Origin of the sequence: Bradyrhizobium zhanjiangense (assembly GCF_004114935.1) — a bacterium.
GTDB lineage: Bacteria > Pseudomonadota > Alphaproteobacteria > Rhizobiales > Xanthobacteraceae > Bradyrhizobium > Bradyrhizobium zhanjiangense.
Window position 1 is genome coordinate 5,729,426 of sequence record NZ_CP022221.1, and the last position, 26,044, is coordinate 5,755,469.

Sequence of the window (26,044 nt, forward strand, 5' to 3'; positions counted from 1 at the left end):
GATTTGCGCGACTGTCGAATGGCCTGCGGCCAATCGATTGCGCATGCCCGGCTCATGGGAGCGATCTTGCCTGACCGCAAGATCGACAGTCCGCTTCTCACGGACCCTCCCGAGCCTGCCGCTCCGGAGGGTTTTTTGTTGCCCGCCGCGCGGCCCATTCAGACATCCCGGCAATGGCCGGAACCGGAGACCCCGGATCCCGGGGCTCGCGCAAACGATGCGCGTGCCAAACCGCCTGGACTCGCGTCAACGGCTTCTCTGAGGCGCCACGGTTGCGTGGATCGCTGCGTCGGAGACGGCGTTTAATTGATGCGCAACGACAACGACCCCGGACGCGGGACTGCGCCCCGGGGGCCAAGCAGGACTCAAGACCATGCGACGATCCGATCCCTACATGGAACGCGCCCGCGAGCTCTGCCTCGCCGCCGGCATCGATCCCGACTCGCGCGTCGGCGAAGGACGCGGCCAGCCGGCCTGGTGCTCGTACCGGGACGCCGCGCGCAAGGAGCATCTCGCCCGCGAAGCCAACACCGCCGCGAGCGAGATCGCGAACCTGCGTCCGCAGGACGCGCGCTTCCGGAATGCGCCGCTGAAGATCTTCGGCCCGCATGAGGAGGCGACCGTGGCGCAGATGCGCAACTGCATGGCGGTCGGCAATGTCGTATCCGGCGTGATCTGCGCCGACGGCCATCTCGGCTATGCCCAGCCGGTCGGCGGGGTCATCGCCTACGAGAAGCAGATCAGCATCTCCGGCGTCGGCTTCGACATCGGCTGCGGCAACATGGCCGCAAAGCTCGACACGCGCTTCGACGACATCGCCAACATCGTGCCCACGATCATCCGCGACGTCGCCAAGACGATCTCGTTCGGTGTCGGCCGCGCCAATGCCGAGCGGGCCGAGCACGAGCTGTTCGACGACGGCGATGCCTGGCGCGAGAGCGACATGGAGGCCTACCGTCAGAAAGCGATGAGCCAGCTCGGCACGGTCGGATCGGGCAACCACTATGTCGACCTCATGCGCGACGAGGAAGGCTTTGTCTGGATCGGCGTCCATTTCGGAAGCCGCGGCCTCGGACACACCTCCGCGACGCGCTACCTCAAGGCCGCCGGCGGCAAGGATGGCATGAACGTCCCGCCCGCCGTGATCGACGAGGAGTCCGAGCTCGGCCGCCGCTACATCGCGGCGATGCATCTCGCCGGGCGTTACGCCTATGCGGGTCGCGAGTGGGTCGTCGAGCGGGTCCGCCAGATCATCGGCGGCAGCGTGATCGAGAGCGTGCACAACCACCACAATTACGCCTGGCGTGAGACCCACGAGGGCAAGGATCTGTGGGTGGTGCGCAAGGGCGCGACGCCGGCGTTTCCCGGCCAGAAGGGATTCGTCGGCGGCTCGATGGGCGACGATGCCGTCATCCTCGAAGGCGTCGACAGTCCGGAGGCCAAGGCTTCGCTGTACTCGACCGTGCACGGCGCCGGCCGCCTGTTCGGACGACGGGAGGCGAAGCGGCGCTTCTCGCGCGCGGAAATGGACCGATGGCTGAGCGAGCGCGGCGTCACCCTCGTTGGTGCCGACCTCGACGAGAGCCCGATGGCCTATCGCCGCCTGCCGGACGTGCTGGCGCAGCACGCCGGCACCGTGCGGGTGCTGCACACGCTGCGGCCGTTCGCCGTCGCCATGGCCGGCGAAGGCGAGTTCGATCCGTGGAAGGACTGACGCAAACAGCGAGTGGGAGGTAGGCCCCCCACTCGCAGCATTTTTGTGTCTTGTCCGGTGACGCGCGAACAGGCTTTGCGCCGTGTCTCATCTCGTCAGATATTCGCGCATCAGGGCGCGGGCGCGATGCAGACGGGCCTTCACGGTCTGCCTGGAGGCCCCGAGCGCGACGGCGATCTCGTCGATGGTCATCTCCTTGACGTCGCGCATCAGGGCGACGTCGCGATAGTGCGGCGGCAGCGCCTCGAAGGCGGCGGCCACATCGAGCCGCAGATCGGCTTCCGGGCGAGCCAGCAGTGCCGCCTCCGCCTCGCCGTCGTCGATCGCCGGCGCAAGGCCTGCCTTGCGCGCGAGCCGCAGGCATTCGCGGCGGACCACACTGAACAGCCAGGCCGAAAACGCCAGCAGCGAGCGGATCGTCCCGACATGCCGGAACAGGATCCACATCGCTTCCTGCGTCGCATCCTCGGCATCCGCCGAGCTGCGGCAGGTCGCCCGCGCATAGCGGCGGATGTCGGGCTGTGCCGTCTCCAGCAGAGACGCGATCGCCTGGGGGTCTCCGAGCCGCGCGGCCTCGAACAAATTTGGCGAGATCGCAGCCGCGCTCACGATGCACCTCCCTTGCCGATGCCGGCCACCGCGCACATCGGGCAATAGCCGACGAGGCCGGTCACTGCTAAGCCCGCTCCGCCGAGCGCGACCAGCCACGCCGCGGTGCCGACTAGATAGACGAACGCTGCGACCGCGACTGCGACACCCAAGACGATCCGCACCGCCTGATGCGGGCCGCCGATGTTTTTCCTGTAGAATCCCATCACATCCTCCGACATGGCCGAGACTGATCGTCTCGACCATCAAGAGGGCGCGATCCCCAAAAAGGATTCGCAGTGTCGGGAGATTTTTTCGCGGTCAGCCTCCGGCCGCCTGATAAGCCAGGCGCTTGAACTCGAAGAAGAACGGATTCCAGAAGCCCATGTAGCGCTGGGTCATCAGCACGCCGGCGGTGTTGGCCTCAGGGCAGATCCACCAATGTGTGCCGGCAAGCCCGCCCCACTGGAATTCACCAATCGAATTCGGGGGATCGAAAGGCGTCGGCGCGAAGGTGACGGCACCGCCGAGGCCAAAGCCCTTGCCGGGGATCGGCCCGAGATTGGCGAAGCGTATGGTCTGGCCGGCGGGCAGTTGGTTCGTCATCATCTGCCGCAGCGTCTCCGGCTTCAGCAGCGCATCCGAACCGGGCAGCAGCGCGCGCACCAGCGCCAGCATGTCGGCCAGGGTCGAGACCAGACCGCCGCCGCCGGACAACCGCGGCAACGGCCGCCGATAGGCCTGAGGATAAGGCAGATGATCGGCCCGCGTGAGGCCAGGCTCCATCGGATCGAGCACATCAGCGCCGCTATAGAGTGCGACCAGCCTGCCCTGCTGCGCTTCCGGCACGTGGAAGCCGGTATCGATCATCCCGAGCGGATCGAAGATGCGGGCCTTGAGCAAGGCGTCGAGCGGCTGGCCGGAGACGACCTCGACGACATGGCCGAGCACGTCGGTCGCCACCGAATATTCCCAGCCGGTGCCGGGATGATAGGACAACGGCAGATCGGCAAGCCGGTCGATCATGTCGGCGAGCGGCGTCAGCGGGTTGAGCACGCGCGCCTCGTTGTAGCCTTTGAACAGCACCGTGCCGGGATCGAAGATGCCGTAGCTGAGCCCGGACGTGTGGGTCAGCAGCTGGCGGATCGTGATCGCGCTCCTCGCCGGCTCGACATCGCCAAGGCTCGCAGCGCCCGGCTTCAACACCATGCGATGGCCGAGCTGCGGCAGGAATTTCTCGACGGCATCATCGAGCCCGACGCGGCCTTCCTCGACCAGCAGCATGATGGCGCAGGTGATGAAGATCTTGGTGTTGGAGAAGGCGCGGAAGATGTGGTCGGGCCGCAGCGCAGTGCTGCCCTCGCGATCGGCAAAGCCGACGCATTGCTGGTCGACGACATCGCGGCCCCGCAGCACGGCCCAGGATGCACCCGGGATGATCTCCTGATCGACATAACGCTGCATTGCCGTCCGCGCGGCGGAAAAATCAGGTGTCCTGGCGTCCATGTGTTTCCCCAACTATCGTTGGGTCGGATATAGCGGGAATTCGCAGGAAATAAAGACCTCCCCCGCGAGCGCTATCCTTCCTTCATGAACGCAGTGACGTGCAGGCGACGCCGAATCCGCATGCCCTGCCGCTCGTACAGCGCAATCGCAGACGTATTCTTGGTAAACACGTGCAGGAACGGAAATTCGCCGCGCGCCTCGATCTGCCGCGCGACCGCCGCGAGCAGCGCCTGCGCATAGCCACGGCCGCGATATTCCGGATGCACGCAGACGGCCGTCATCTCGACGAATTTTCCCGGCTTCATCCGCTCGCCGGCCATCGCGATCAGTTCGCCGCCGCCACGGATGCCGAAGAACGTGCCGAGTTCGTGCGTGCGCAGCGCGAATGGACCGGGCTTGGTCAGCTCGGTCAGCGCCATCATGGCAGGCACGTCGGTGGTCCCCAGTGTGACGATCTCGGCATCGCGAAGCGGACTGTCGGCCGGCGATCCGATCATCTGCTCGCCGCTCTCGGCGAGCACGATTTTGAAGCCGGCGGGGACGTCGACGGGCTCCGGCGTGAACAGCGGCGACTTGCGATCCCGACATGAGATCGCCGAGCGCGGCAAAGCTTGCGTCGGACATGTCGACCATGTCGGCAAACGGCGTCATGTCCACGGGATAGCGCAGCGCGCGCGGGCCGCCCTCGGCCAGATGCTTTTGGCTCGTTGTCAGCGCGCTCCAGATCGGACGATCCAGCAGCGCCACATCGCTGTCGGACACCGACCTAGTCCTTTTCGAAGCTGACGATCACCGCCGCATTGGCGATGAGGATGGGGTCGTTGGCCACTTCCGTGGCCGAGGGAACCTCCAGCCCGCCCTTGACCGCGGTGACGGTCACCGTCCCGTAAGGCAGCTCCTTGGCGACCGCCTCCTTGTCGACGGCCTCCGGATTCGGCACGCCGATCGTGACGTCGACGAACATGTCGTTCGCGGTCTTCCCGATCATCCGGAAAAAGCCGAGGCTCGAATGCCTGATCGCGTCCGACACCGCCCGCTTCGCCGCCTTGGTGGCGTCCCTGCCGTGGACGTCGACGCCCATGCCCATCTCGGTGACACAACGAACGCGAGTCATTTCCTGATTCCTGTCATTGGTTTGGTGATTTGCGAGTGTCGGCGATTAAGGAGCGTGACACAAGTGCAGTTGATTTATTGGGACGAGCTGCGACCACGAACTCGTCATTGCGAGCGCAGCGAAGCAATCCAGACTGTCACCGTGGAAAGATTCTGGATCGCTTCACTGCGCTCGCAATGACGAGGGTGGTGAGAGCATCGACTCACGCCTTCGATTTCTCATGCGCCCGTAGCTCGTCGACCAGCACCCGCACGTTCTCCGAATAATCGATCGGGATCGAGACCAGGTGCACGCCGCCCTCCTGGAAGGCCGCCTCCAGCGTCGGGCCGAAGCTGTCGATGCTCGCGATGCGATGCCCCTTGGCGCCGTAGGCCTTCGCATAGACGACGAAGTCCGGATTTCCAAAGGTCATGCCGTAATCGGCAAAATGATCGACCGCCTGCTTCCAGCGGATCATGCCATAGGCGTTGTCCTCGAGCACCAGCACGACGAGATTGAGCTTGAGGCGGACGGCAGTCTCCATCTCCTGGCTATTCATCATGAAGCCGCCGTCGCCGGCGACCGCGAGCACGCGGCGGTCCGGATGGAGCATCGCGGCCATCATCGCCGACGGCAGGCCGGCACCCATCGTCGCCAGCGCGTTGTCGAGCAGCAGCGTGTTGGCGACACGGGTGCGGTAATTCCGCGCGAACCAGATCTTGTACATGCCGTTGTCGAGCGCGACGATGCCGTTCTCCGGGATCACTTGGCGGATGTCATGCACGATCCGCTGCGGCGTCGGCGGCCAGCGCGCCTCGGTGGCGCGATCGGCGATGTGACTGAGGATCTCTTCGCGCAACGGCAAGAGCGCCGCTGCCTGCGGCAGCTTGCCTTCGAGTCGGTCAGCGAGCAGCTCCAGGCTCGGGCCGACGTCGCCGACGACCTCGGCGTCGGGAAAATAGACCAGCTCGACGCTCGCCGGCGTGTAGCTCACGTGAATCACCTTCGGCCCCGCCGGCCCCATGATGAAAGGCGGCTTCTCGACGGGGTCGTGGCCGATCGCGACAATCAGGTCGGCGGCATCGATCGCGTCATGGACGTAGTCGCGTTCGGATAGCGCGGCGGTCCCCATATAGAGATTGGTGCCGCCGGGCACGGTGCCCTTGCCCATCTGCGTGGTGAAGAAGGGAATGCCGGTCCGCCGCACGAAGCTTGCGATGCCATGCGTCGACCGCGGCCGGCTGGTCGCAGCGCCCATCATCACCAATGGGCGCTTTGCAGCCAGGATCATCTCGGCGGCACGGTCGAGCGCGGCACGATGGGCAACCGGAATTTCGATCGGATGGACCGGAATGACCGGGGCGGCGGCCACTTCATCGCTGGCGATATCCTCGGGCAATTCGAGATGCACCGGCCCCGGCCGCTCTTCCATCGCGACGCGAAAGGCGTCGCGCACCACGGTCGGGATGCTGGAGGCGCTGACAATCTGCCGTGACAGCTTCGTCAGCGGCTTCATGGTCGCGACCACGTCGACGATCTGAAAACGCGCCTGCCGGCTGCTCATGATCGGCTTCTGGCCGGTGATCAGGATCATCGGCATCGCGCCGAGATGCGCATAGGCCGCGCCGGTGGACAGATTGAGTGCGCCAGGTCCAAGTGTCGACAGACATACGCCGGGCTTGCCGGTCAACCGCCCATGCGTGGCGGCCATGAAGGCGGCGGCCTGCTCGTGGCGGGTCAGGACCAGCTCGATCCTGGAGGTGCGGAGCGATTCGACGAGATCGAGATTCTCCTCGCCGGGTACACCGAAGATGCGGTCGACGCCCTCGTTCTCCAGCGCCGCGACAAACAGGTCCGATCCTTTGACTTTGTGGTCCTGTCCGCTCATGTTTGTCCCCGCTTGCTGTGCTGACTCCTGCGTGTCACAGGAAGGGCCTATGGTAGCGGCTCGCGGCGCGGACACAACTCACAAAGCGGCGCGCGACCACTTCAACATCGTCATTGCGAGCGCAGCGAAGCATTCCAGACTTTTTCGGCGGATACATTTCTGGATTGCTTCGCTGCGCTCGCAATGACGGAGGGTCGAGTGGCGGCATACCGCCCTCTCGTGGCCCGGACGCGCTGCAACGCGCTTGGCGTTGCAGCTCAGAGCCGGGACCCAGCAGGCCGCGCACTCGCTGATGCATGGCCCCCGGCTCTGCAGCGCATCACTTCGTGCTGCGCAGCGTCCGGGGCAGGAGACCGTTGCGGCGCGGAGTGCAGTCCGAGGTTTTCCGATTTCGCTTCGCTCATCCGCGCTGCGAATCTCGCTGCCCTTCCCGGGCCGAAGTTCCTCACCCAACAAATCAGCACCAAATGGCCGCATATGAGTCCGCAACCTTTGGCAGCGCGAAGGATTCATGGTCAGCGACTCTTCTGTCGCGATCTCAACTGCCAACCTCAAAGGAGTTCACATGGCTCTTCTCGGAAACCTGCTCGGCACGGTCGATAGCCTGCTTGGAACAGCAACGGGTGCGCTGTCAGGCGTCGCCGATGCAGGTGGAAGTGCAACGGCCGGCGCCAGCGGCTCGGTCGATCTGTCCCACACGCTCGATGTGGGAGCACTGATCGAGACCAACCCCAGCATCGACGTGTCCGCGCCGGGGCTTGCGGGAACCGGCGGCATCGACGCATCGATCTCCGCGCCGACCGCGGTCGGCCTTAGTGCGGACGTCGGCCATCTCGATGTCGGTGGCCTCCTCCACGGTCTGGTCTGAATAGCAATTCCCCAATGACCGATAGTGACGTGGGGCCTCGGCCCCACGTCACGCCATGCGTAGCCGCCAGCGCCCCCGGCGCAGACACAGACCCTGCAGACTCTTTTGACACCTTAAGGACATTCAGATGGCGGCAGCGCTCTTGACGGTCGCGGACGAGGCGGCGGAGCAGCCCTATCGTCGCGGCGATGACGTGCGCGAGGCGCTCAAGAAACTCTGGCCGCACTTTCTTTGGGCCGGACTGTTCTCGAGCGCGATCAACCTGCTCTACCTCTCTTCACCGCTCTATCTGATGCAGGTCTATAACCGCGTCCTGCTCAACGAGAACATCTCCACGCTCGTTCTGCTCACCCTCATCCTCGCCATCGCGCTCCTGACCATGGCAGGCCTCGACGCCGTGCGCGCCTGGATCCTGATCCGCTGCGGCATACGGCTCGACATGGAGCTGTCGACGCGCGTGTTCGAAGCGCTGGTGGTACGATCGGCCGAGCGCGGCGCCTCGCGTGGCGCCCAGCAGCTGCGCGATCTCGACCAGTTCCGCACCTTCGTGACGGGCTCCGGCATTTATTTCGCGTTCGACCTGCCTTGGATTCCGATCTATCTGCTGCTGCTGTTCTTCATCCATCCCCTGCTCGGCGTCGTCGCCACCATCGGCGCGCTGTTGCTGCTGGGGCTCGCAGGCGTGAACGAGGTCCTGACCCGCAATCCGATGAAGCAGGCCGAGGCATCCGGCAACCAGTCCTACGTCTTCACCGAGAACGTTCTGCGCCACGCCGACGTGATCCGCGCCATGGGCATGCAGCCGGCGGTCGAACGCAACTGGCAGAGCCAGCGCTCCGCGATGCTGGTGCAGCAGGCGGTCGCCAGCGACAAGAATGCGGTGATGACCTCGTCGATCCGGTTCTTCCGCCTGTTGCTGCAATCCCTCATGCTCGGTGCCGGCGCCTGGCTCGCCATCGACCATGCCATCACCCCCGCGACCATTTTTGCGGCCAGCATCGTCATGGGCCGTGCACTGGTCCCGGTCGAGCAGGCGGTCGGTACCTGGAAGCAGTTCATCGGCGCGCGCGATGCTTATACGCAGGTGCGCGACCTGCTCGCCACCATCGACCTCTCCACCCCGCAGACCATCGTGCCGAAGCAGCGCAACACGGTCGAGGTGCGCGAGCTCGTCTGCGAATTGCCGTCACGGCCCGAACCGGTGCTGAAAGGCCTGTCCTTCGAGCTCGCCGGCGGGAAGGCGCTCGGCATCGTCGGCCCGAGCGGCTCGGGAAAGAGCACGCTGGCGCGCCTCCTGGTCGGCGCGATGGCACCCGCTGCCGGGCGGCTGCGCTTCGGCGGGCTCGACTACAATCACTGGGATCCCGTCGAATTCGGCCGTCATGTCGGCTATTTGCCGCAGGATGTCGGCCTGTTCGCCGGCACCGTACGCGAGAACATCGCGCGCTTCGGCGATGCTTCGACCGACGAGATCATCGACGCTGCCGTTCGCGCCGGCATTCACGACATGGTGCTCGACCTGCCCCGGCAGTACGACACGCGGCTCGGCGTCGGCGGCGTCGGTCTCTCCGGCGGCCAGCGGCAGCGGCTCGGCCTCGCGCGCGCCCTGCTCGGCCGCCCGCCACTGCTGGTGCTGGACGAGCCCAACGCCAATCTCGATGGGCCCGGCGAAGAGGCGCTGAAGGCCGCGCTGCTCAGCGCCAAGGCCGACGGCGCAGCCGTCATCGTCATCACTCACCGCACCACGATCCTCGACATCGTCGACGTCATGATGGTGCTGCGAAGCGGCATGCTCGACATGCTCGGCCCGCCCGGCGAGGTCTATCAGGCCTTGCAGCAGCAGGCTGCCGCACGGGCGGCCGCATCATGAGCGCGCTCGGTGCAACCTATATCGCCGACCGCGAGCGTGCCTATTACGCGCGGCCGGGACGGCCGGCCCTGGTCGGCGCGATCGTGGTCGGCGCATTCGCTTCGGCCATGATGTTGTGGGGCACACTCGCCCCGATCTCGGGCGCGGCGATCGCCAGCGGCAATCTCCAGGTCGAGGGACGACGCCAGAGCGTGCAGCATCCCTATGGCGGCGTGATCCGCCAGCTTCTGGTCCGCGACGGCGCTCACGTCGAAAAGGGGCAGCTGCTGCTCGTGCTCGACGACAGTGATCCCCGCGCCAAGCTGGACGTGCTGGTCGCCGACCGCGACGCCTCGCGCGCGGCGCAAGCGCGGCTGATGGCCGAGCGCGACGGCCAGGCCGCGCCGGAGTTCGGCGTCGATCCGAAGGATGCAAGGCCCGCGCTGCGGCAAGCGATGGCGAACGAGATTGCGATGATGGGCGCGCGAAAGCACCAGTTCGAAGCGGAGACCGCCGTGCTCCGGCGCAAGATCGCCGAGCTGAACGCGCAGATCGACGGCACTCAGGCGCAGCTCACCGGCACCGAGAAGCAACGCGAATTGCTCTCTGACGAGATGACCGGTGCGCAGCACCTGTATGAACAGGGCTACACGCCGAAGACGCGAATCCTAGCCTTGCAGCGCGAGGACGCCAAGCTCCAGGCCGACATCGGCGCGCAGCGCGCCAGCATCGCCGGCATGCAGCAGCAGATCGCGCAGAACGAGGCCGAGATCGCCAAGGCCGAGCGTGCCCGGATGAGCGAGATCACTGATCAGCTCCGCTCGACCGAAAACAAGCTCGCCGAGCTCGCCCCGAAGATCGACGCCGCGACCGACGTCGTCACCCGTACGCAAATCCGCGCGCCTGCGACCGGATCCGTGGTCGGGCTCGACGTGTTCACCGAAGGCGGCGTGATCCAGCCCGGCGCAAAGCTCATGGACATCGTGCCATCGGACAATCCGCTGATCGCGGATGCGCAACTCAAGCTGTCCGACATCAACGATGTCACGGTCGGCCGCCGCGCGGAGATCCGGCTGACCGGCGTCAACTATGTCGAGCGGCCCCGCCTTTACGGCACCGTGCGAACGGTCTCGGCCGACCGCGTTACCAACGACAAGTCCGGCGGCCCCGGCTATTACGCCGTCGAGGTCTCGCTGGAGCCGGAGGACGTCAAGAAGTCGCGCATCGAATTGCAATCGGGCATGCCGGCCGAGGTGATCGTGCCGACGCGGCCGCGCACGCTGTTCGAATATCTGTTCGGGCCGCTGCGTGACGAGCTGACCCGCGCCTTCCGCGAACGCTGACGAGGAGCAAGGCCGATGGCTGCATCCGAGCAGAACAACCGCCGCGCCGAAAAGGCCGAGATTGCCCGCAACATCACGACGGAAGAGACGGTCGCATTCATGACCGCTCTGGTCGCCTTCCTGAAGGAGGCCGAGGCCGCCGGACATCATGGCAGCAGCGAAGCTCAACCGGTGGATCTGCCGTCAACCCCCGCGCACCTTGGCGATCCGACGCCGGCGGAGACGATGCCGGGCGATCACCAACCGATGTCCGGCGATCAGCATGCCGATGCGAGCGCACCTCCGGCGGACGCAACGTCAACAGCGCTTCATATGGATGTCGCGGATGTCGCCGTGTCGCATGCCGATGGGGGCGTCGAAGTCGCCGCCACCCGGGACATCCCGGTCAGCGCGACGGCTCCCGCTGACAGTCACGCCGCGGCTCCCATCGCTCCCGTCGCATCCGATCATTCTGGAGGAATCAGCACCAGCTCCACGCACGCCGATGTCGCGACCTCCGTCTCCATCGATCCGGCGTCCTCACTGCACGAACTCGGCAGCACGATCACGAACCTCGTCGACACCTCGCTGGCCGCGGTGTCGCACACGCTGGACAGTCTGAGCACGACAGTGACGCAGTTGACGTCGGCCGTAACCGGAACGATTGGCCAGCTCACCGACAGCGTCACCGACCTCGTCGGCGGCTTGCTGCATTCGGTCGGTGGCGACACACATGACGCGTCCGCCCCCGACCTGTTCAACGCGCTGGTCACGGATATCGTGAGCACGCCGCCGGCCTCGCACCATGACGGCGCCACGACGCACCATGCCGATATCAGCGGTCTCGACACCGCCGGCGCGGTGCCGATGGCGGCGCTGCCACCGCTGACGATGCATCTCGGCTTTCTCGGGCAGCCGAGCGACAGCCACGATATCCACGACGGCGCGTTCTCGGCGCTCGGCGTGCATCATTTCTAGGGCATTCCAAATCGACGCCGGGGGCAGTTCGCGTTGACAGCGGGACATATCTGACTAAAGTCAGACATTATGCTCGACCCTGTCTCCCGCGTCCGCCGCTTCAACCGCGCCGTCACCTCTGCCGTCGGTGCGCTCGACACCTCGTTCCTGGGGCGTGGCCGGCCGCTCGGCGCGGCGCGGGTGCTCAACGCGATCGGGCACGGACGCTCGGACGTGGCGGAGATCCGCGACTATCTCGGCCTCGATTCCGGGCTGATGAGCCGGCTGCTCCGCAGCCTCGAGGACGAAGGGCTGATCGAGACCAACGCGCGCGAGGACGATGCGCGCCGGCGGATGGCGAAGCTCACGCGCGCGGGCCGGCGCGAGTTCGCGGCCTATGAGGCGCTGTCGAACGCGCAGGCCGATGGCATTCTGGCGCAACACTCGCAAGCCGAGGCGCTGCTGGCGGCGATGGACCTGATCGCCTCCGCGCTGACGCGCGAGCGTGTCACTCTGGACGAGATGGACCCGCAAAGCGCGGAGGCCCGCCATTGCCTCGGCGAGTACTATGCCGAGCTCGGACGCCGCTTCAAGCAGGGCTTTGACGTCTCGCGCTCGCGCGATCCCGATGCCAAGGACATGCGCCGGCCGCGCGGCACGTTCATCGTTGCGATCTCGGACACGCTGCCGATCGGCTGCGTCGGATTGAAGGGCATCGATCACGGCTATGCCGAGATCAAGCGGCTGTGGGTGGCGCCCGCCGCGCGCGGGTTGCGGCTCGGCCGCCGCCTGATGGACGCGACCGAGGATGCTGCGCGCGAGCTCGGCATCACGCTGCTGCGGCTCGACACCAACAGCGCGCTGCCCGAGGCCGGCCAGCTCTACCGCAGCACCGGCTGGCGCGAGATTCCGCGCTTCAATGACGATCCCTACCCCGATCTGTTCTTCGAAAAGCAACTGTGACGCCGCGAGGCGAATTCGCCTCTGCTGCGTCGTGCTTGCAGCATGGGAGCTTCACGATGAACAGCGCCGATCTCGCCGAGACCTATCGCAGCTACATCGCCTGCCTGAACCGGCAGGACTGGCCGGCCCTCGGCCGGTTCGTGCATGACAATGTCGTTCACAACGGTCGGCCGCTCGGGCTGTCCGGCTATCGCGCGATGCTGGAGCAGGATTTCCGCGAGATTCCGGACCTACGCTTCAACATCGCGCTGTTGACCTCGGATCCGCCCACCATAGCCTGCCGGCTGACATTCGACTGCACGCCGGCCGGACAATTCCTGGGCCTCGACGTGAACGGCAAGCGCGTGTCCTTTTGCGAGCACGTCTTCTATGCGTTTCACGATGGAAAGATCCGGCAGGTCTGGTCGGTGATCGACAAGGCGGCGATCGAGGCGCAGCTCTGACGCTGCGCCTCGATCTCGAACTTACGCCGGCGCTGGTGCGGCCTCGCCTTGCGGCTTTGCGAATGGGCGGAACGTCATCGCCATCAGGAAGGCGCCGAGGCCCATCGCCCAGGAGGCGATATAGAGCCAGGCATAACTCGAGAACGCGTCGTAGATCAGGCCGCCTGCGAGCGGGCCGGTTGCCATGCCGAGGCTGCCGGCCATCGCGGAGCCGCCGATCACCGTGCCCATCATCTTGAGCGGGAAGTTCTCGCGAATGAGAACGGCATAGAGCGGCATGGTCCCGGCATAGATGAAGCCGAAGACGGCGCCGACCGCGTAGAACGTCGCGAGCTGATGCGCGAAGACGTAGGCCAGCGCGCCGAACGCCTGGAGCAGGAGGCCCGAGACCAGCACCCGCTTGGCGCCGAAGCGGTCGCCGAGCACGCCGAAGGCGATGCGGCCGCCCAGGCCGGCAAAACCCTCGATGCTGTAGATCGTCACCGCCGCGACCAGCGGAATGCCGCAGCTCACCGCATAGCTGACGGTGTGGATGATCGGGCCGGAATGAGTGGCGCAGCAGAAGAAGTTGGTGGCGAGCAGGATCAAGAATTGCGGCGAGCGCAGCGCCTCGCCCATTGACAACTCGCCCTGCGCGCCCTCGCCCTTTGGTGCAGCGGCAGCATGCGCGAGCGCCGGCGGACGGCGCACCAGGAACGAGACCGGGATCATGATGGCGCCGACCACCAGCGCGACGATCTGCATCGAGGTGCGCCAATCGTGGCCGGAGACGAGCCAGGCCGCAAACGGTGCCATCGTCATCGGCGCCATGCCCATGCCGGCCGAGACCAGCGACACAGCGAGGCTGCGTTGGGTCTCGAACCAGCCGGTCACGGTCGCCATCATCGGCGCGAAGATCGCCGCGCAGGCCGCCCCGACCAGGAGGCCGAACACGAACTGGAATACGATCAGCGAGGCCGCATGGCTCGCGGCGAACAGGCTCAGCGCCAGCACCGTCGATCCCGTCAGCACCACCGGCCGCGGCCCGAATCTATCCGTCAGCGTGCCCCAGACCATGCTGGTGAAGGCCATGGCCAGAAAGCCGATGGTCATCGCGCTGGAGATGCCGGTCACCGACCAGCCGGTGTCCTTCGTGATCGGCTGCAAGAACACCGGCAGCGAAAACATGCCGCCGATCGCGACGCAGCCAAGCAGGCCGCCGGCGGCGACGATCACCCAGCGGTAGGGGGATTGAGTCATTTTGGTCTCCCGTCAGATCTGTCTGGGTGGAAGACGAACGGGAACAGCGCCGGCCGACAGCGCAACGTCGTTTTTGCCGCACGCTTTTGTGACCTGCCAATAAAATGTGCGAAAACAACCCCATGCACAGTAGCCGATCCCTGCCGGATCAATGACTTACGGCGTTGCGACCGCGATTTGACGCGTCGGGCAAAACACCGGCACAATGGCATCATCCCGCTGAACTTGATCTCATTGCGATCGAACTTCGCCATCCTCGGTGCGCCACGTATCCTGCCCGGTTCGATGCTCAGATCTCGCTTAGCGCTCGCATGAAATTGGGCGTCGACCATGTTGCGACGCCGGTTCCGGCGAAGTCGCGGTCGGTGGTCCAGACATCGGCCTCGACGCTCCACGCCAACGCGAGCACATGGGCATCGCGCACCGATCCATTGCGGCTCGGCACGGCATCGCGAAGGGCCTCCTCGCACCGGGCGATGACCGGCTCCAACGATGCAACGGGAACGATCGTCAACAACTCCGATAGAACATCCAGCACATCGAGCAGTTCGGGGCGCTGCAAGCCGAGCGCGATGCGCCGACGCGCCTCCTGAACGACACGATCCGTCGTCACGAGGATCACCTTTCCGGCGGCGGCCAAAAGCGCGCCCGAACTTCGGCCGCGAACCGCGGCGACCAGAATGGCCGCATCGATGACGACAGTCGTCGACGGCCGTCTCACGCTTTCCGCTTGCGCGTCAGGGCCTTCACCGCCGCAACCGACCAGTCGACCGGATCGACCTCGCCGAAGCCGGCGAGCGCCGCATCGTCCGCAGCCGCGTCGCGGCCTTTGGCCAGTCGTTCCGCACGCGCCAGAACGGCCGCCAAGCGCTCCGGATCGGTCGCCTTGAGCGGGATCAGAAGCCCGACCGTCCGCTCACCCGATTTCACGGCCGTCGGGCCGGGCAACGCACCGATGGCTTCACCGGAAATCTTCTGTAGATCGCGGATGCTGATATGAGCCATGATGCTGACTTACATACGCCCATAAGTAACAGACGGCAAGATGCTTTGCGCCGGACGCGCCCGTCCCGGCAACCAACGATCGGAATCTCGGCATGCCAAAGATCGACCTCGCCACAGTGCCGGCTCGCAAGGGCTCCGGCTACCCCGCGCCCTTCAGCGCCCCATGCGCCGACCGCATCCGGCAGCGGCTCGGCAATGCCGGAGGCCTGTCAGATTTCGGCATCAACCTGATGCGCCTGCCGCCGGGCAATTGGTCGAGCCAGCGCACTGGCATTCGCACGAGGACGAGTTCGTCTACATCCTCGAAGGCGAAGTGACGCTGATCGCGGAGGACGGCGAAACCGCGTTGCGCGCGGGCGACTGCGCGGCTTTCCCAAAGACAAGCGGCAACGGCCATCACATGATCAACAGGTCGAACACGACGGCCGTCTATCTCGAAGTCGGCTCGCGCTCGCAAGATGACCTCATCACCTGCTCCGACATCGACATGATGAGCCCGGCATCCGACGGCCGGTTCCTGCACAAGGACGGCACGCCGTATCCGGACTAGGTGGACTCATGAGCCCGCGCAGCGGGCCATCCGGGTCGGGAGATGCAACGACATGCTGCCTGTCTCGCGTTGCCTCTCAGCCTACGGATACGCCCGCCTTTGCCCGGCTAATTCCGAGAGCCAGAATGCGATGCAGCAGGTCCGTGTAGTTAAGTCCGTCATGCCGAGCCGCTGTAGCGAACTCTTGGCTCTTTGCGATCTCGGGATTGGGGTTCGCCTCGATGAAATACGGCGTGCCATCGGCCGTGAGGCGAAAATCGATGCGCGCGTATCCATCGAGCCCAAGCGCCCGGTAGATGCGCTTTGCGGCTCGCTGAATGCGAGCGGTGACTTCGGGTGCGAGGTCCGTCGCCGGTCCGTCGACTATCCCGACACGCTCCTGATAATCGGTATCGTGCTTGGCTTTTTCGGTGGCGATCTGCCGTGACCTGCGCCCGCCCATGCTGCCGAACTTTAGCTCCCAAATGGGCAGAACTCGCAGCCGATTATTGCCGAGCACGCCGACATAAAGCTCGCGCCCCTCGATAAACTGCTCGGCGATGGCGGCGGTTTCGCTCCGGTCGTGGATGAACGCGACCCGCTCTGCGAGCTTCTCGTCCGTATCGACGATGGATGCCTGCGAGATGCCGAAGGATCCATCCAGGTTCAGGCTCTTGACGATCAGCGGCAGCGCGAGATGTGCAGGTCGCTTGACCCTGCGGCGCATCGGGAAGACGGCGAAGGCCGGAACCGCGATCCGGCGATGATGCACCAGCGTCTTAGACAGGTCCTTGCCGCGCGCCAGCATCAGACCACGCGGGTTGCAGCCCGTATACGGGACCTTCATCAGCTCGAGATAGCTCGCGATGTGCTGGTCATAGGCAACGTTATAGTGGAACTCTTCCAGCAGCGTGAAGGCCACGTGCGGCTTGAAGCTCTCGATCTCGTCGCGCACCGGCCTGATTTCCTCCTGCGCGCCGAGGGGGCGAACCTCATGGCCGGCCGCGCGCAAGGTGCTCACCACGTCATATTCTGTTTTCCATTCGTTGATCTGTTGCGCGGTGTATCCGTCGGTCGAGTCCGGTGGCATGAAGTCCGGATGCATGAGCACCAGAATGCGAAGCCGTCTCATAGTGCGATCCATTTGCGGCGCGATGGGCCGAATAGCGCGTGCATGGTCTTGGCGGTCACGAGGACGGTGAAGTCGAGGACGAGCTTCTGCTCCGGTCCGACGGCACGCAGATCGAGCTCGCGGCAGCGGGAGATCATGTCGTCAAGCACAGCATCAAGCGTGAGCTGGTTCTCGCCCGTCCACCGCGCGACCAATTGCCTGATTTGGGCGCGGTGTCGCCTGATCAAGACCGAAGCCGGTTTTCCACGTTTATGTCGTGGGTCGGCGGAAAAGAGCCTGGAGAGGTCGCGGTCGTAGGTCTTCGGCGGCGTGAAGGCGTAGAACGCCTGCTTCTTCTTGTAATGGTCTTCGAGTGTTTCGCTGAGCTGGCGCAGCGGGTCGACACGCTCTCGCGTGGTGATCAGCGGTCGCTTTCCCGCAATCTCGCCCATCAGCTCGTCGACATATTCGAGTTTCTTCAGCGCTGGCCAACCGGCATATCGCGTCCGCCAGTTCGAACGCGGCCGCAGCCACACTGCAAAAGTTTCGGCGAAGTCTTCGTCGGGGTGGCTCTGCGCGTACCAGAGGCGCAGATGTTGGACATAGCGCCGGCTGGCCGGATTGGGCCGGTAGTAGCGCGGGTAGTGTTTCGATGACGGGCCGAACAGCTGCTGCCAGCGCCGGCGGCGCTGCAATTGGTAGCCGTGCTGCATGGCATGGCCCGCCTCGTGACGGAGGATGGCCATGCACTCGCGCCAAGTTCCACCCTCGACATCGAACATCATCTTCTTCTCGAGCTTCATCAAGCGGGGATGGGCGAGATAAAATGGGATGGCAATGCCGGGAACACCCGCCGGACTAAACCATTCGCTCGAGATCCATGTATGTGGCCGCAGCCGGATGCCCCGCTCTTCGAGCTCTTCGTGGAGAGCGCTGACACAATCCTCGAGCCAAGTGCCTTCGACCGCAACCCCCAGGCTGCTGAGCCGTTGCTTGAGCAACTGATCATCCGACAGCCGTTCCCAACGATATTTCCGGCGTGGCATAGCGGATCTGGAAGTCCTAACAACCCGGTAGCTAGATGATGTCATAGGATGCTGCTGACAACAACTCGACCCTTCGCAACGTGCCGGCAACGTGCCGTTGTTCAGCGGCCCGCATCGGCTTGGGGTCATCGGCCGCCGTTAACGTCCAGGCGGGACGAGTTCCGGGTTGGGCTCGGAAGCCCAACGCTTGTGAGCACATGCCTTAGTTGGCGAGGCCCTGCTTTCCGATCCAATCGTTGACCAGCCTGGCGATGTCGTCGGAGTTGCGGTCCATCATCATCATGTGGGTATTGCCCTTGATCCCCATCTTGGGCAGCTCGAACGTATCGACCTTCCCGCCGGTCGCCGCGATCGCCTGTCCCCATCTCGTCGGATTGACCACGAGCTTCGACCACACCGAGACCTTGTCCAGGAAATCGCCCCACACGATGAGATGCGGCACGCCCTTGAGTTTTGCGGCATCGGCCTTGGCGGGATCAGGCGCGCCTGACGGTTCGACGGCGATCAGCGCCTTGACTTTGTCGGGCGCATTGAGCGCGGCAGTAAAGCCGAAATTGCCGCCCTGGCTGTGCACTACGATGATGCAGGGGCACACCTTCTGCACCAGCGAGTCATAGGCTTTTTGCGTGGCAGCGTCGTTCGTGGCCCAGCGCGGAATACCCTGCTTGGCGAACTGGTCGAACGCCTCGATCGGGAACTGCTCGCCCTCGAACGCCTCGCGCTTGCCGCCGACTTCGTAGCTCGGCCCGATCCGGAACAGCTCCCATGCCTCCTTCTTCGGCCGGAAGAACGGCTCGCTCTTGAAGATTTCAGGATAGCGCGCCCAGGAAGCGCGGCCGCGCTCGACCGCATCCGAGACGTAGACGTCATAACCGGCATTGAGGAAGAACTGCTGCCAGCCCGGCTTACCGTCGGGCTTGGTCTCCCAGGTCGCGCCGGAGAGGCCGCCGCCATGCCAGAGCAGCAGCGGCAGTTTCGACTTCGGCTGCGCGAGCTTGACGAACTGGACATACATCTGCTCGACCTCGAACTCGCCGTTCGGATCGACCTTGATCGGCGGCGCGCCGGGCGAGAACACGATCTCCTTCGAGGCAAGCCCGCTCAGCGTCTCGGTGCGCCCACCGATGTGGAAGCTGCCGACCTCCTTGACGAGATAGTCGGCCGCGGCCGGCGTTGCTGATGCGATGGCTGTTGCCAGGGCGATCAGGGTCCTGCGCATGAGGTGCTTCCTCCATTCTCGATGTTTCTTGTTGGCAGCATTGTTATGCGAAGCGCCGATGCAGGGCAAATTCGCCGTGCCAACAAAAACTCGAAAATCCCCATGCGCGGTAGCCGCTCCTGCGTTCTCAAGGATCTACCTCGAAGTCGGCTCGCGTTCGCAAGAAGACCTCATCACCTGCTCCGATATCGACATGATGAGCCCGGCATCCGACGGCCGCTTCCTGCACAAGGACGGCACGCCGTATCCGGCGTGACGTCAGCAGCGTAGCTTCACATGGCTGCGCTGCCGCGCCACGTGCTGACGGTGAGCCAGACCGCCGAGACCAGAAAATAGAGCGCGCCGACCGCAGCATAGCCCGCGACGTTCGCGATCGACGGCACTGCAGGCATCGAGGCCTGGAAGATGAAGAAGCCGCCCGCCAGAGCCGACTGGCCACCGCTGAGCACCATGGCCCACTGCGCGCCGAAACGCTTCCAGCGCCGCACCGCCGTGCCGAGCTGAAGCAATCCGGACAGGATCGCCCAGGCCCCGAAGATTCCGAGCACCCAATTCATGCTCACCTGCAAGGCCAGGATGACCGCGATGGTGGTGGCCAGGCTGACCAGCACGTTCAGGACCTGCGTGCGGTTTTGCGCCAACCCGCCGCTGCAGAGCGCGTCGAGATAATTGGCCGCGGCATCCCATGCCGGATAGACCACGAGCAACGCTGCTGCGCTCACCGCAGACGACGGCGCGATCGCAAAGGCCGCGATGACCCAGGCGACGGAAAACGCCACACGCAGGAAATAATAGTGCTTCAGCCATTGCACATGGTCGGCCGTATCCAAAACCATCTCGCGATCACTCATTGTCCGCTCCTTACCTACTAGTTGGTAGATTTGCTATGAAGCCGAATCGCCGCGCCGCCGCGATGCTTTTGCAGCCTGTATCGACCTCGTCGTCAGTGCCTGAGGGAAAGCCGGTCCAGCAGTGGCCGGGTAATGGTCCCAAATATCTTGGGGTCGCCATAGGCGCGCGCCGACAGCATCGCGCCGTGAACGGTCGCCATGAATCCTTCCGCCTCGACCCGCGCGGTGCTGGAGAACTGGAGCCGCCCCTGCCGTTTGCCGCGCTCCATCACCGATGTCAGCCACGAGGCCAGTGCGCGGAAATGAGCCCGGACCTCGACTGCCACGTCCTCGGGCAGGATCGGAAACTCGCTGGCAAGGAGCGCACACACGCAGAACGGAGCCGTCGCGTCCTTGATGCACGTTTCCCAGTACGCGATGTAGCTTTTGAGCTGCTCGGCGGGGTCTGGAATATTGCGTTCGAGTGCCGACAGTCCCGCCTGGGCCTCCTCGCGATAGCGCGACACGAGGGTGCGGACCAGATCGACCTTGCTGGCGAAATGGTGGTGGATGCTGGGCTTGCGGATGCCGACGATTTCGGCGACGTCGGCGTAGCTGAAACCGTTGTAGCCGCCTGCAATGATCAGCGTACGTGCGCAGGCCAGAATGTCGTCGGCAGTCGATGAAGTATTGCTCATGTCGATTGTCTACCTTCCAGTTGGTAGACAATCAAGATGGCGTGCTTCAATGATCCGTGAGTGGTAGGAGCCTGCATGACCATCCGCCCGATCATCCGCTATCCCGACCGCCGGCTCGCGAGCCCTGCCCGCCCCGTGACCGTCTTCGACGACGGCTTGCGCGAACTCGCGCAGGACCTGCTCGACACGATGCGCGCCGCGCCCGGCATCGGCATCACCGGGCCGCATATCGGCGTGCCCCTGCGGGTGGTGGTGCTCGAGCTCGACTCGAAAGACGGCCCGCAGACCTATGTCAATCCGGAGATCACATGGGCCTCGCCCGAGATGATCCTGCACCGGGAGGGCAGCGTCTCGATGCCTGGAGTCAACGACGAGGTGCAGCGCCACGCCCGCGTGCGGATCAGCTATCAGGATCTTGACGGCAACACGCAGACCGAGGAGTCGGATGGCCTGCGCGCCGTGTGCCACCAGCACGAGATCGACCAACTCGACGGGATGTTCTGGCTGCAACGGCTGTCGCGGCTGAAGCGGGAGCGGCTGGTGAAGCGGTTCGAGAAGATGTCGCGGGGGTGAGCGTGACGTGATGGCGGCTTCCGCCCATCGCCACGTCCTCAAGCCCTCTTCCCGCTCCGCTTGGTCATTGGCGCGTTGCGCCGCTCGCGTTTGCCGCGCGCGATCTCGGTTGCCAGCGCGTCCAGCTTCGGCTCCCAGAAATTCCTGAACTGGCCGATCCACGCATCCACCGCGCGAAGCCCGGCAACGTCGACCGAATAGAGGCGCCTTTGCGCCTCCGCCCTAACGCTTGCAAAGCCGCTCTCGCGCAGCACCTTGAGGTGCTGCGAGACCGCCGCCTGCGTGATTCCGAATTCGGCCCCGATCACGTCGACGACCTCGCCGGACGCCATTTCCTGAAGCGCCAGCAGTTCGAGAATGCGACGGCGCACGGGATCGGCGAGGACCTCGAAGACGTGCATCAGCTTCCCGTGCCGGGATGCGCGATGTCGGGCGGCATCTCGCCGCGATAGAACGCAATGGTGCGGTCCGAGCGCTCCTTTGCGGAGGCAGGATCGACCCCGCTTGCGACATGCGCTGCGCGCCAAAACTCGCCGCTTGTCGTCATGAAGTCCTTGCCCTCAGGCGAGCCCATCCACGCCTCGGCCGTCTCGTGATCGACCGATGCCCCGGTCGCAAGATAGCGCTCAAGTCCCGCAAGAGCGAGATCCCAACCGATGCCCACCGCACCTGGGCCGAACTGATTCCAATGATCCTCGATGATCGCAGTGTGCTCGAGCGTCAAACGCGCCTGACTTCGTTCTGCTGCCAGCTTGACATCGATCCAGCTTACCGCGCCTGCAAATTCCCACGTCGCGGCGAAATGTGTCGGCGGCGTGCACGCCGTGATGGTACCGCCCGCATTGCCCCTGAGTTGGTACCGTCCGCCGAGCTCGAGGTCTCCCTCGACCGGCAGGAACCAGCGCGGAATGCGCCCGCTGCTGGTCACGGCGTCCCAGAGATCGTCGACGCTCGTGTCGTAAAGCCGCGTGAGAGTCACCGCGCTCGCCGATTTTCCGTCTTTCTCGAAATTGCGCACTGAACGCGTGACAAGCCCCAAGACCCTGGCGACGTCGATCTCCATTGCGTTCCTCCTTATCGCTTTGCGCAAAGAGGAATATCAATCCGCACTAATATAAGTCAAGGCTTATATTGCACTCGTAGATTGCGGCCTGCCCCGCCGCGACAGGACAGGCCGCCACCAACAGATCCTATTTCAGCGGCAGGAATAGTTCCGCGACCGTCTCATGCTCCGGCACCTCCGGGAAGAAGCTCAGCCGCTGGCAATAGATCGGGAAGTCGCGCGCTTCCTCGCTGCTGGCCGGGAGCCAGTCGCGATAGAGATAGAGCGCGGCGGGCTCCAGATCGTCGGTGTAGCCGACGACGCGCAGCACGGCGCAGCGTCCACCAGGGATCTCGCCGGCTTTGATGTCGTCGCCATTGGCGTCGACCGGCCGGTCGGTGCCGACGCAAAGGTCGATGCTGTAATCGGAAGGCGAGGCAGGCCGGCGCTCGGAGCGCCAGATATTGAAGGTCGGATTCGTCTTGGGGTGCAGGCCCGCTGCCTTGCGCCAAGCGATGAAGCGCTGGATGGTGGCAGGAAGCATCGCCGGGTCGCCCCGGTGCTCCATGATCGCCACCTTGGTGGTGGGCACATCGCGGATCGTCACGTCGTCATTGGTAAAAGTCGTCTGCATGAGCTTGCTCCTGGCGTTGTCGAGAGGCCCGAAGGCCGCAAGCCACGGCTCCCAGTCGGGAGATTTCCGGAACGACGACGGCGATTGCCCGAACCGTTGCCGAAAGGCGCGGGCGAAGGCATCCGGTGCGTCGTAGCCGGCATCCGTCGCGATGTCAGTGATATCAAGGGCGTCCATGTAGGCGAGCTGATGCGAAGCACGCTTCATGCGGGCCAGCTGGACATAGCGATGCACGGATAGACCGAAGGTCGCCGTGAACTGCCGGTGGAAATGAAATTTCGAGAAGGCCGCAACACCGCTCAGGGTTTCCAGGTCCAGATCATCGTCGAGATGCCGGTCGATATGGTCCAGCACCCGTCGCATCCGGTCCTGATAGTTTTGCAGCGCCGCCTTCATCGTCCCTCCTCCATGGCGGCTCCAGTTAGCGGCAGACGGCCGTGGCGTGCTCGACCGATCTTGCGGTTTGGCAAAGATCCGTAGCCCGGATGGAGCGCAGCGCAATCCGGGATTCTTGCCACAGAGGCAGCTGCGCGATGCGGCTGGCCAGTCCCGGATTAATCCAGGCTACGAGGACCGGCGTCCCGACGTACCTACCCGCCCGCCATCAGCGCCTTCGCCAGCGCCATGTAGGCCGGCAGCGTCACGGGGTCGTTGGCGGCGTTGCCCGCCATCGGATGCGAGGCGTAGCGCGCGATCACCATCTCGGCCCTGGGATCGATATAGATGCCCTGGCCATAGACGCCGCGCGCCATGTAGGCGCCGTGAGCATTGTGCGTGACCCACCATTGGTTACGGTAGGAGGCGCCCGGCAGCGTGGTGTAGCCGGCCGGCTTGAATTTTTCGGGGTCGCCGCCGCGCGCGATGTCCTCGACCACGGACGACGGCACGATCTGGCGGCCGTTGAAGCGGCCGTGATTGCGCATGGTCTCGCCGAAGCGGGCGAGATCGCGCAACGTGGTGGAGAGACCGCCGCCGCCGCTTTCGGTGCCGATGCGGTCGACGTGATAATGGGCGTCCTCCTCCGCACCCATCGGCTGCCAGATCCGCTCGGACAAAAGATCGGACAGCGTCATGCCGCTGGCGCGCCTGATGATCCAGGCCAGCACGTCGGTGTTGACCGTCTTGTAGGCGAAGGCCTTGCCGTGCTCGCCCTGCTTCTTCTGCGCGATGAGAAAATCGAAGATAGTGGTCGCGCCTTCATAGCCGGGCGGGATCGGCGCCATGCCGTTGGCGCGCCGCAGCCCCCACACATCCGAATTCTTGTCGGTATAGACCTCGGTGTAGGCGAGCCCCGTGGTCATATCCATGACCTCGTGCACGCGCGCGTCCCCAAACGCGCTTGCCTTCAGCTCCGGCACGTAGTCGGTCACGGGTGCCTGCGGATCGACCTTGCCCTCGGCGACCAGCATGCCCGCGAGCACGCCGGTGAACGACTTCGTCACCGACATCGCGATATGCGGCTTGTGCGGCTTCAACGCGCCAAAGTAGCGCTCATAGATCAGCTTGCCCCGATGCAGCACCGCGATGCCGTCGGTGTAGGTCTCCTCCAGCATCTTTGCGAACGTCATGGGCCGGCCGTCCATCGTGATCGAGCCGACCGCGCCGATGTCATGGTCCTCGCGCGAAAACACCGACGCCGGCCCTGCCCCGCGCCAGACGTTCACGGTGGGCACGAGCTGGCGGATGTTGCTCCAGGCCCAGCGCAGTTCGGGGAAATTGCGGAACGAGCCATCCTGGAAGGTGATGGTGCGGTCTGGGGATGGCGGGAAGCCGTGCATCCAGCCGAGGGTTTTGGGGTCGGTGGAGGTGGGGTTGGCGGTGCCGGGTAAGTTGCTGCTAGCGGTGGCGAGGGACATCAAGGCGAGCTCCCGAAAAAGTAATCCCGATGTCCTATCACGCGAAGGAATGGTGGACATCTGCCGTTTGTGCTGAGGTGATCGTCGGCGCGCGCGTTCCTAGGAACTCGTCTATTGCTTGAAGCAATGTTCGCGGTGCCATTTCAGGAAATGTGGATGTGGACGATCTGATGTCCGCCGCGGCTCAAGCGCGCGGCCTGTCTTGTTGATAATGGATCTTACGCTTTCCAGATCATTTGTGTGGCGTGAGATCAATATCTCCAAATCGTCCGCCAAACTAATGAGACCACGATCAAACATCCAATGCGCGGTGCCAGAAAGAGCGATCCCGTTGCTAACAATGTCCGGCCCGTGTGCCTCGACTGGCCGTATGTGGGCGGCCGCAACCTCGGCACGCCCCATTCCATTAATGAGCTTTAGCCCAGTGATAGCGCAGCGCTCGTCATAGGCGCGAAGCACGATGCGGCGGAAGACTCGATCGCGCAAAATTCTCGACACGGTAAGGCTAACACGATCGCGCTGCTGCTCGAAGCGGAACGGTGCTTGCTCCTCGTTAAGATCGAGCGGTCGGACGTCATCATCGCGCCGCGGCAGGAGCGGTGCACTCTCCGCCAACCCCAACTCGCATATCCGATTGAAATCGTCGGGAGAGATTGAACGAACTGCCGACTGAGCACGTCCTGAAATCCGTCCCTGTTCATTTAGGACGCCACGCTCCACGGGACCAGTCGGCCCGTTGAAAGGGACCGGATTGGCAAAATCGAGATAACTTCCGGGTTCGATCAGGGCGAGATACATCCCCGAAACACTGGGGTCGGGAATAACTTGCTGAACTCGAGCAATCGCAAAGTAGCCGCGCGTCTCGGCCACCTTGCTCGGTTCATAATAGATTATCCAATCACCAATGCAGGCTTCAACGCGGCGGAGATACTGCCTGGGAAATTGATATTGTTCAGCGGGGCTGTCTTCGTAAATCGAGTCCAGTCGATGGATGAATACCCCCAATCCATGACTTATGCAGCGCCGCGCCTCCGGCAAGTCACGCCTCGATGGACCGATACTGGATATCGA

26 protein-coding genes and 3 pseudogenes are annotated in these 26,044 nt (G+C 64.5%); 10 read left to right on the forward strand and 19 right to left on the reverse strand.

Annotated elements, in window-relative coordinates; translation table 11 throughout:
- Positions 1-373: 373 nt before the first annotated feature.
- Entirely contained in the window at positions 374-1,714 is a 1,341-nt protein-coding gene (locus tag XH85_RS27525; RefSeq protein WP_128934319.1) for an RtcB family protein, read from the forward strand.
- 87 nt (positions 1,715-1,801) lie between these two features.
- Here the strand turns inward: XH85_RS27525 and XH85_RS27530 are convergent, their stop codons facing one another.
- The 6 genes and pseudogenes from XH85_RS27530 to XH85_RS27555 form a co-directional block, all read right to left on the reverse strand.
- The gene (locus XH85_RS27530) at positions 1,802-2,323 is read right to left on the reverse strand and encodes an RNA polymerase sigma factor (RefSeq protein ID WP_128934320.1); all 522 of its coding nucleotides are present in this window, start codon (positions 2,321-2,323) and stop codon (positions 1,802-1,804) included.
- Positions 2,320-2,529 carry a YgaP family membrane protein gene (locus tag XH85_RS27535; RefSeq protein WP_164940275.1) on the reverse strand — a complete coding sequence of 70 codons (210 nt, stop codon included), beginning with the start codon at positions 2,527-2,529 and terminating at the stop codon, positions 2,320-2,322. The genes XH85_RS27530 and XH85_RS27535 overlap by 4 nt, the downstream gene beginning before the upstream one ends.
- Before the next feature lie 94 nt (positions 2,530-2,623).
- The gene (locus XH85_RS27540; protein ID WP_128934322.1) at positions 2,624-3,808 is read right to left on the reverse strand and encodes a serine hydrolase domain-containing protein; all 1,185 of its coding nucleotides are present in this window, start codon (positions 3,806-3,808) and stop codon (positions 2,624-2,626) included.
- A 71-nt stretch (positions 3,809-3,879) separates the two neighbouring features.
- A pseudogene (locus XH85_RS27545) lies at positions 3,880-4,570 on the reverse strand (GNAT family N-acetyltransferase).
- A 4-nt stretch (positions 4,571-4,574) separates the two neighbouring features.
- Positions 4,575-4,922 (reverse strand): Lin0512 family protein, encoded by a 348-nt coding sequence (locus XH85_RS27550; RefSeq protein WP_128934323.1) that lies wholly within the window; start codon positions 4,920-4,922, stop codon positions 4,575-4,577.
- Positions 4,923-5,124: 202 nt separating this feature from the next.
- A complete protein-coding gene (locus XH85_RS27555) occupies positions 5,125-6,789 on the reverse strand; it encodes an acetolactate synthase large subunit (RefSeq protein WP_128934324.1) in 1,665 nt (554 codons plus the stop codon).
- A gap of 565 nt (positions 6,790-7,354) precedes the next feature.
- Here XH85_RS27555 and XH85_RS27560 point away from each other — a divergent pair.
- The 6 genes from XH85_RS27560 (at position 7,355) to XH85_RS27585 (ending at position 13,191) form a co-directional block, all read left to right on the forward strand.
- A complete protein-coding gene (locus tag XH85_RS27560) occupies positions 7,355-7,657 on the forward strand; it encodes a hypothetical protein (RefSeq protein ID WP_128934325.1) in 303 nt (100 codons plus the stop codon).
- 127 nt (positions 7,658-7,784) lie between these two features.
- A complete protein-coding gene (locus XH85_RS27565) occupies positions 7,785-9,527 on the forward strand; it encodes a type I secretion system permease/ATPase (protein WP_128934326.1) in 1,743 nt (580 codons plus the stop codon).
- Positions 9,524-10,849, forward strand: a complete 1,326-nt coding sequence (locus XH85_RS27570) for an HlyD family type I secretion periplasmic adaptor subunit (protein ID WP_128934327.1) — start codon at positions 9,524-9,526, stop codon at positions 10,847-10,849. The genes XH85_RS27565 and XH85_RS27570 overlap by 4 nt, the downstream gene beginning before the upstream one ends.
- A gap of 15 nt (positions 10,850-10,864) precedes the next feature.
- Positions 10,865-11,806, forward strand: coding sequence for a hypothetical protein (locus XH85_RS27575; protein ID WP_128934328.1), 942 nt, complete (start codon positions 10,865-10,867; stop codon positions 11,804-11,806).
- A 69-nt stretch (positions 11,807-11,875) separates the two neighbouring features.
- Complete coding sequence (locus tag XH85_RS27580) at positions 11,876-12,748, forward strand: bifunctional helix-turn-helix transcriptional regulator/GNAT family N-acetyltransferase (protein ID WP_128934329.1); 873 nt, start codon at positions 11,876-11,878, stop codon at positions 12,746-12,748.
- A gap of 56 nt (positions 12,749-12,804) precedes the next feature.
- Entirely contained in the window at positions 12,805-13,191 is a 387-nt protein-coding gene (locus XH85_RS27585) for an ester cyclase (RefSeq protein WP_128934330.1), read from the forward strand.
- A 21-nt stretch (positions 13,192-13,212) separates the two neighbouring features.
- On the opposite strand, the gene XH85_RS27590 is transcribed toward XH85_RS27585, so the two are convergent.
- The 3 genes from XH85_RS27590 to XH85_RS27600 form a co-directional block, all read right to left on the reverse strand.
- Complete coding sequence (locus tag XH85_RS27590) at positions 13,213-14,430, reverse strand: MFS transporter (RefSeq protein ID WP_128934331.1); 1,218 nt, start codon at positions 14,428-14,430, stop codon at positions 13,213-13,215.
- 289 nt (positions 14,431-14,719) lie between these two features.
- Positions 14,720-15,151, reverse strand: a complete 432-nt coding sequence (locus XH85_RS27595) for a PIN domain-containing protein (RefSeq protein WP_164935168.1) — start codon at positions 15,149-15,151, stop codon at positions 14,720-14,722.
- Entirely contained in the window at positions 15,148-15,435 is a 288-nt protein-coding gene (locus tag XH85_RS27600) for a hypothetical protein (RefSeq protein WP_128934333.1), read from the reverse strand. The genes XH85_RS27595 and XH85_RS27600 overlap by 4 nt, the downstream gene beginning before the upstream one ends.
- Before the next feature lie 92 nt (positions 15,436-15,527).
- On the opposite strand from XH85_RS27600, the pseudogene XH85_RS27605 reads away from it, so the two are divergent.
- Positions 15,528-15,985, forward strand: a pseudogene (locus XH85_RS27605) (cupin domain-containing protein).
- 76 nt (positions 15,986-16,061) lie between these two features.
- Here XH85_RS27605 and XH85_RS27610 read toward each other — a convergent pair.
- The 3 genes from XH85_RS27610 to XH85_RS27620 form a co-directional block, all read right to left on the reverse strand.
- On the reverse strand, positions 16,062-17,096 hold the full coding sequence (locus XH85_RS27610; protein ID WP_164935167.1) for a D-alanine--D-alanine ligase family protein: 1,035 nt from the start codon (positions 17,094-17,096) through the stop codon (positions 16,062-16,064).
- The gene (locus tag XH85_RS27615; protein ID WP_128937438.1) at positions 17,093-18,121 is read right to left on the reverse strand and encodes a putative zinc-binding metallopeptidase; all 1,029 of its coding nucleotides are present in this window, start codon (positions 18,119-18,121) and stop codon (positions 17,093-17,095) included. The genes XH85_RS27610 and XH85_RS27615 overlap by 4 nt, the downstream gene beginning before the upstream one ends.
- Before the next feature lie 202 nt (positions 18,122-18,323).
- Positions 18,324-19,340 (reverse strand): alpha/beta hydrolase, encoded by a 1,017-nt coding sequence (locus XH85_RS27620; RefSeq protein WP_128934335.1) that lies wholly within the window; start codon positions 19,338-19,340, stop codon positions 18,324-18,326.
- 133 nt (positions 19,341-19,473) lie between these two features.
- Between XH85_RS27620 and XH85_RS27625 the strand changes: the two are divergent.
- Positions 19,474-19,596: pseudogene (locus XH85_RS27625) on the forward strand (cupin domain-containing protein); the annotation flags it as partial.
- Positions 19,597-19,612: 16 nt separating this feature from the next.
- Here XH85_RS27625 and XH85_RS27630 read toward each other — a convergent pair.
- Together XH85_RS27630 and XH85_RS27635 are read right to left on the reverse strand one after the other, a co-directional pair.
- Entirely contained in the window at positions 19,613-20,191 is a 579-nt protein-coding gene (locus XH85_RS27630; protein ID WP_164940277.1) for a DUF308 domain-containing protein, read from the reverse strand.
- A 92-nt stretch (positions 20,192-20,283) separates the two neighbouring features.
- Positions 20,284-20,868: a TetR/AcrR family transcriptional regulator gene (locus tag XH85_RS27635; RefSeq protein WP_128934336.1), complete on the reverse strand. Its 585-nt coding sequence runs from the start codon at positions 20,866-20,868 to the stop codon at positions 20,284-20,286.
- A 75-nt stretch (positions 20,869-20,943) separates the two neighbouring features.
- On the opposite strand from XH85_RS27635, the gene XH85_RS27640 reads away from it, so the two are divergent.
- Complete coding sequence (locus XH85_RS27640) at positions 20,944-21,441, forward strand: peptide deformylase (protein WP_128934337.1); 498 nt, start codon at positions 20,944-20,946, stop codon at positions 21,439-21,441.
- Positions 21,442-21,479: 38 nt separating this feature from the next.
- Here XH85_RS27640 and XH85_RS27645 read toward each other — a convergent pair whose 3' ends face one another.
- The 5 genes from XH85_RS27645 to XH85_RS27665 all read right to left on the reverse strand — a co-directional run bounded on the left by XH85_RS27645 (position 21,480) and on the right by XH85_RS27665 (position 25,978).
- Positions 21,480-21,842 (reverse strand): ArsR/SmtB family transcription factor, encoded by a 363-nt coding sequence (locus XH85_RS27645; protein ID WP_091894923.1) that lies wholly within the window; start codon positions 21,840-21,842, stop codon positions 21,480-21,482.
- Positions 21,842-22,504, reverse strand: a complete 663-nt coding sequence (locus XH85_RS27650; protein ID WP_128934338.1) for an SRPBCC family protein — start codon at positions 22,502-22,504, stop codon at positions 21,842-21,844. The genes XH85_RS27645 and XH85_RS27650 overlap by 1 nt, the downstream gene beginning before the upstream one ends.
- A gap of 127 nt (positions 22,505-22,631) precedes the next feature.
- Complete coding sequence (locus tag XH85_RS27655) at positions 22,632-23,513, reverse strand: AraC family transcriptional regulator (protein WP_128934339.1); 882 nt, start codon at positions 23,511-23,513, stop codon at positions 22,632-22,634.
- Between the two features lie 194 nt (positions 23,514-23,707).
- Positions 23,708-24,973: a serine hydrolase domain-containing protein gene (locus XH85_RS27660; protein WP_128934340.1), complete on the reverse strand. Its 1,266-nt coding sequence runs from the start codon at positions 24,971-24,973 to the stop codon at positions 23,708-23,710.
- 111 nt (positions 24,974-25,084) lie between these two features.
- Entirely contained in the window at positions 25,085-25,978 is an 894-nt protein-coding gene (locus tag XH85_RS27665) for an HNH endonuclease (protein ID WP_128934341.1), read from the reverse strand.
- Between the last annotated feature and the right edge of the window lie 66 nt (positions 25,979-26,044).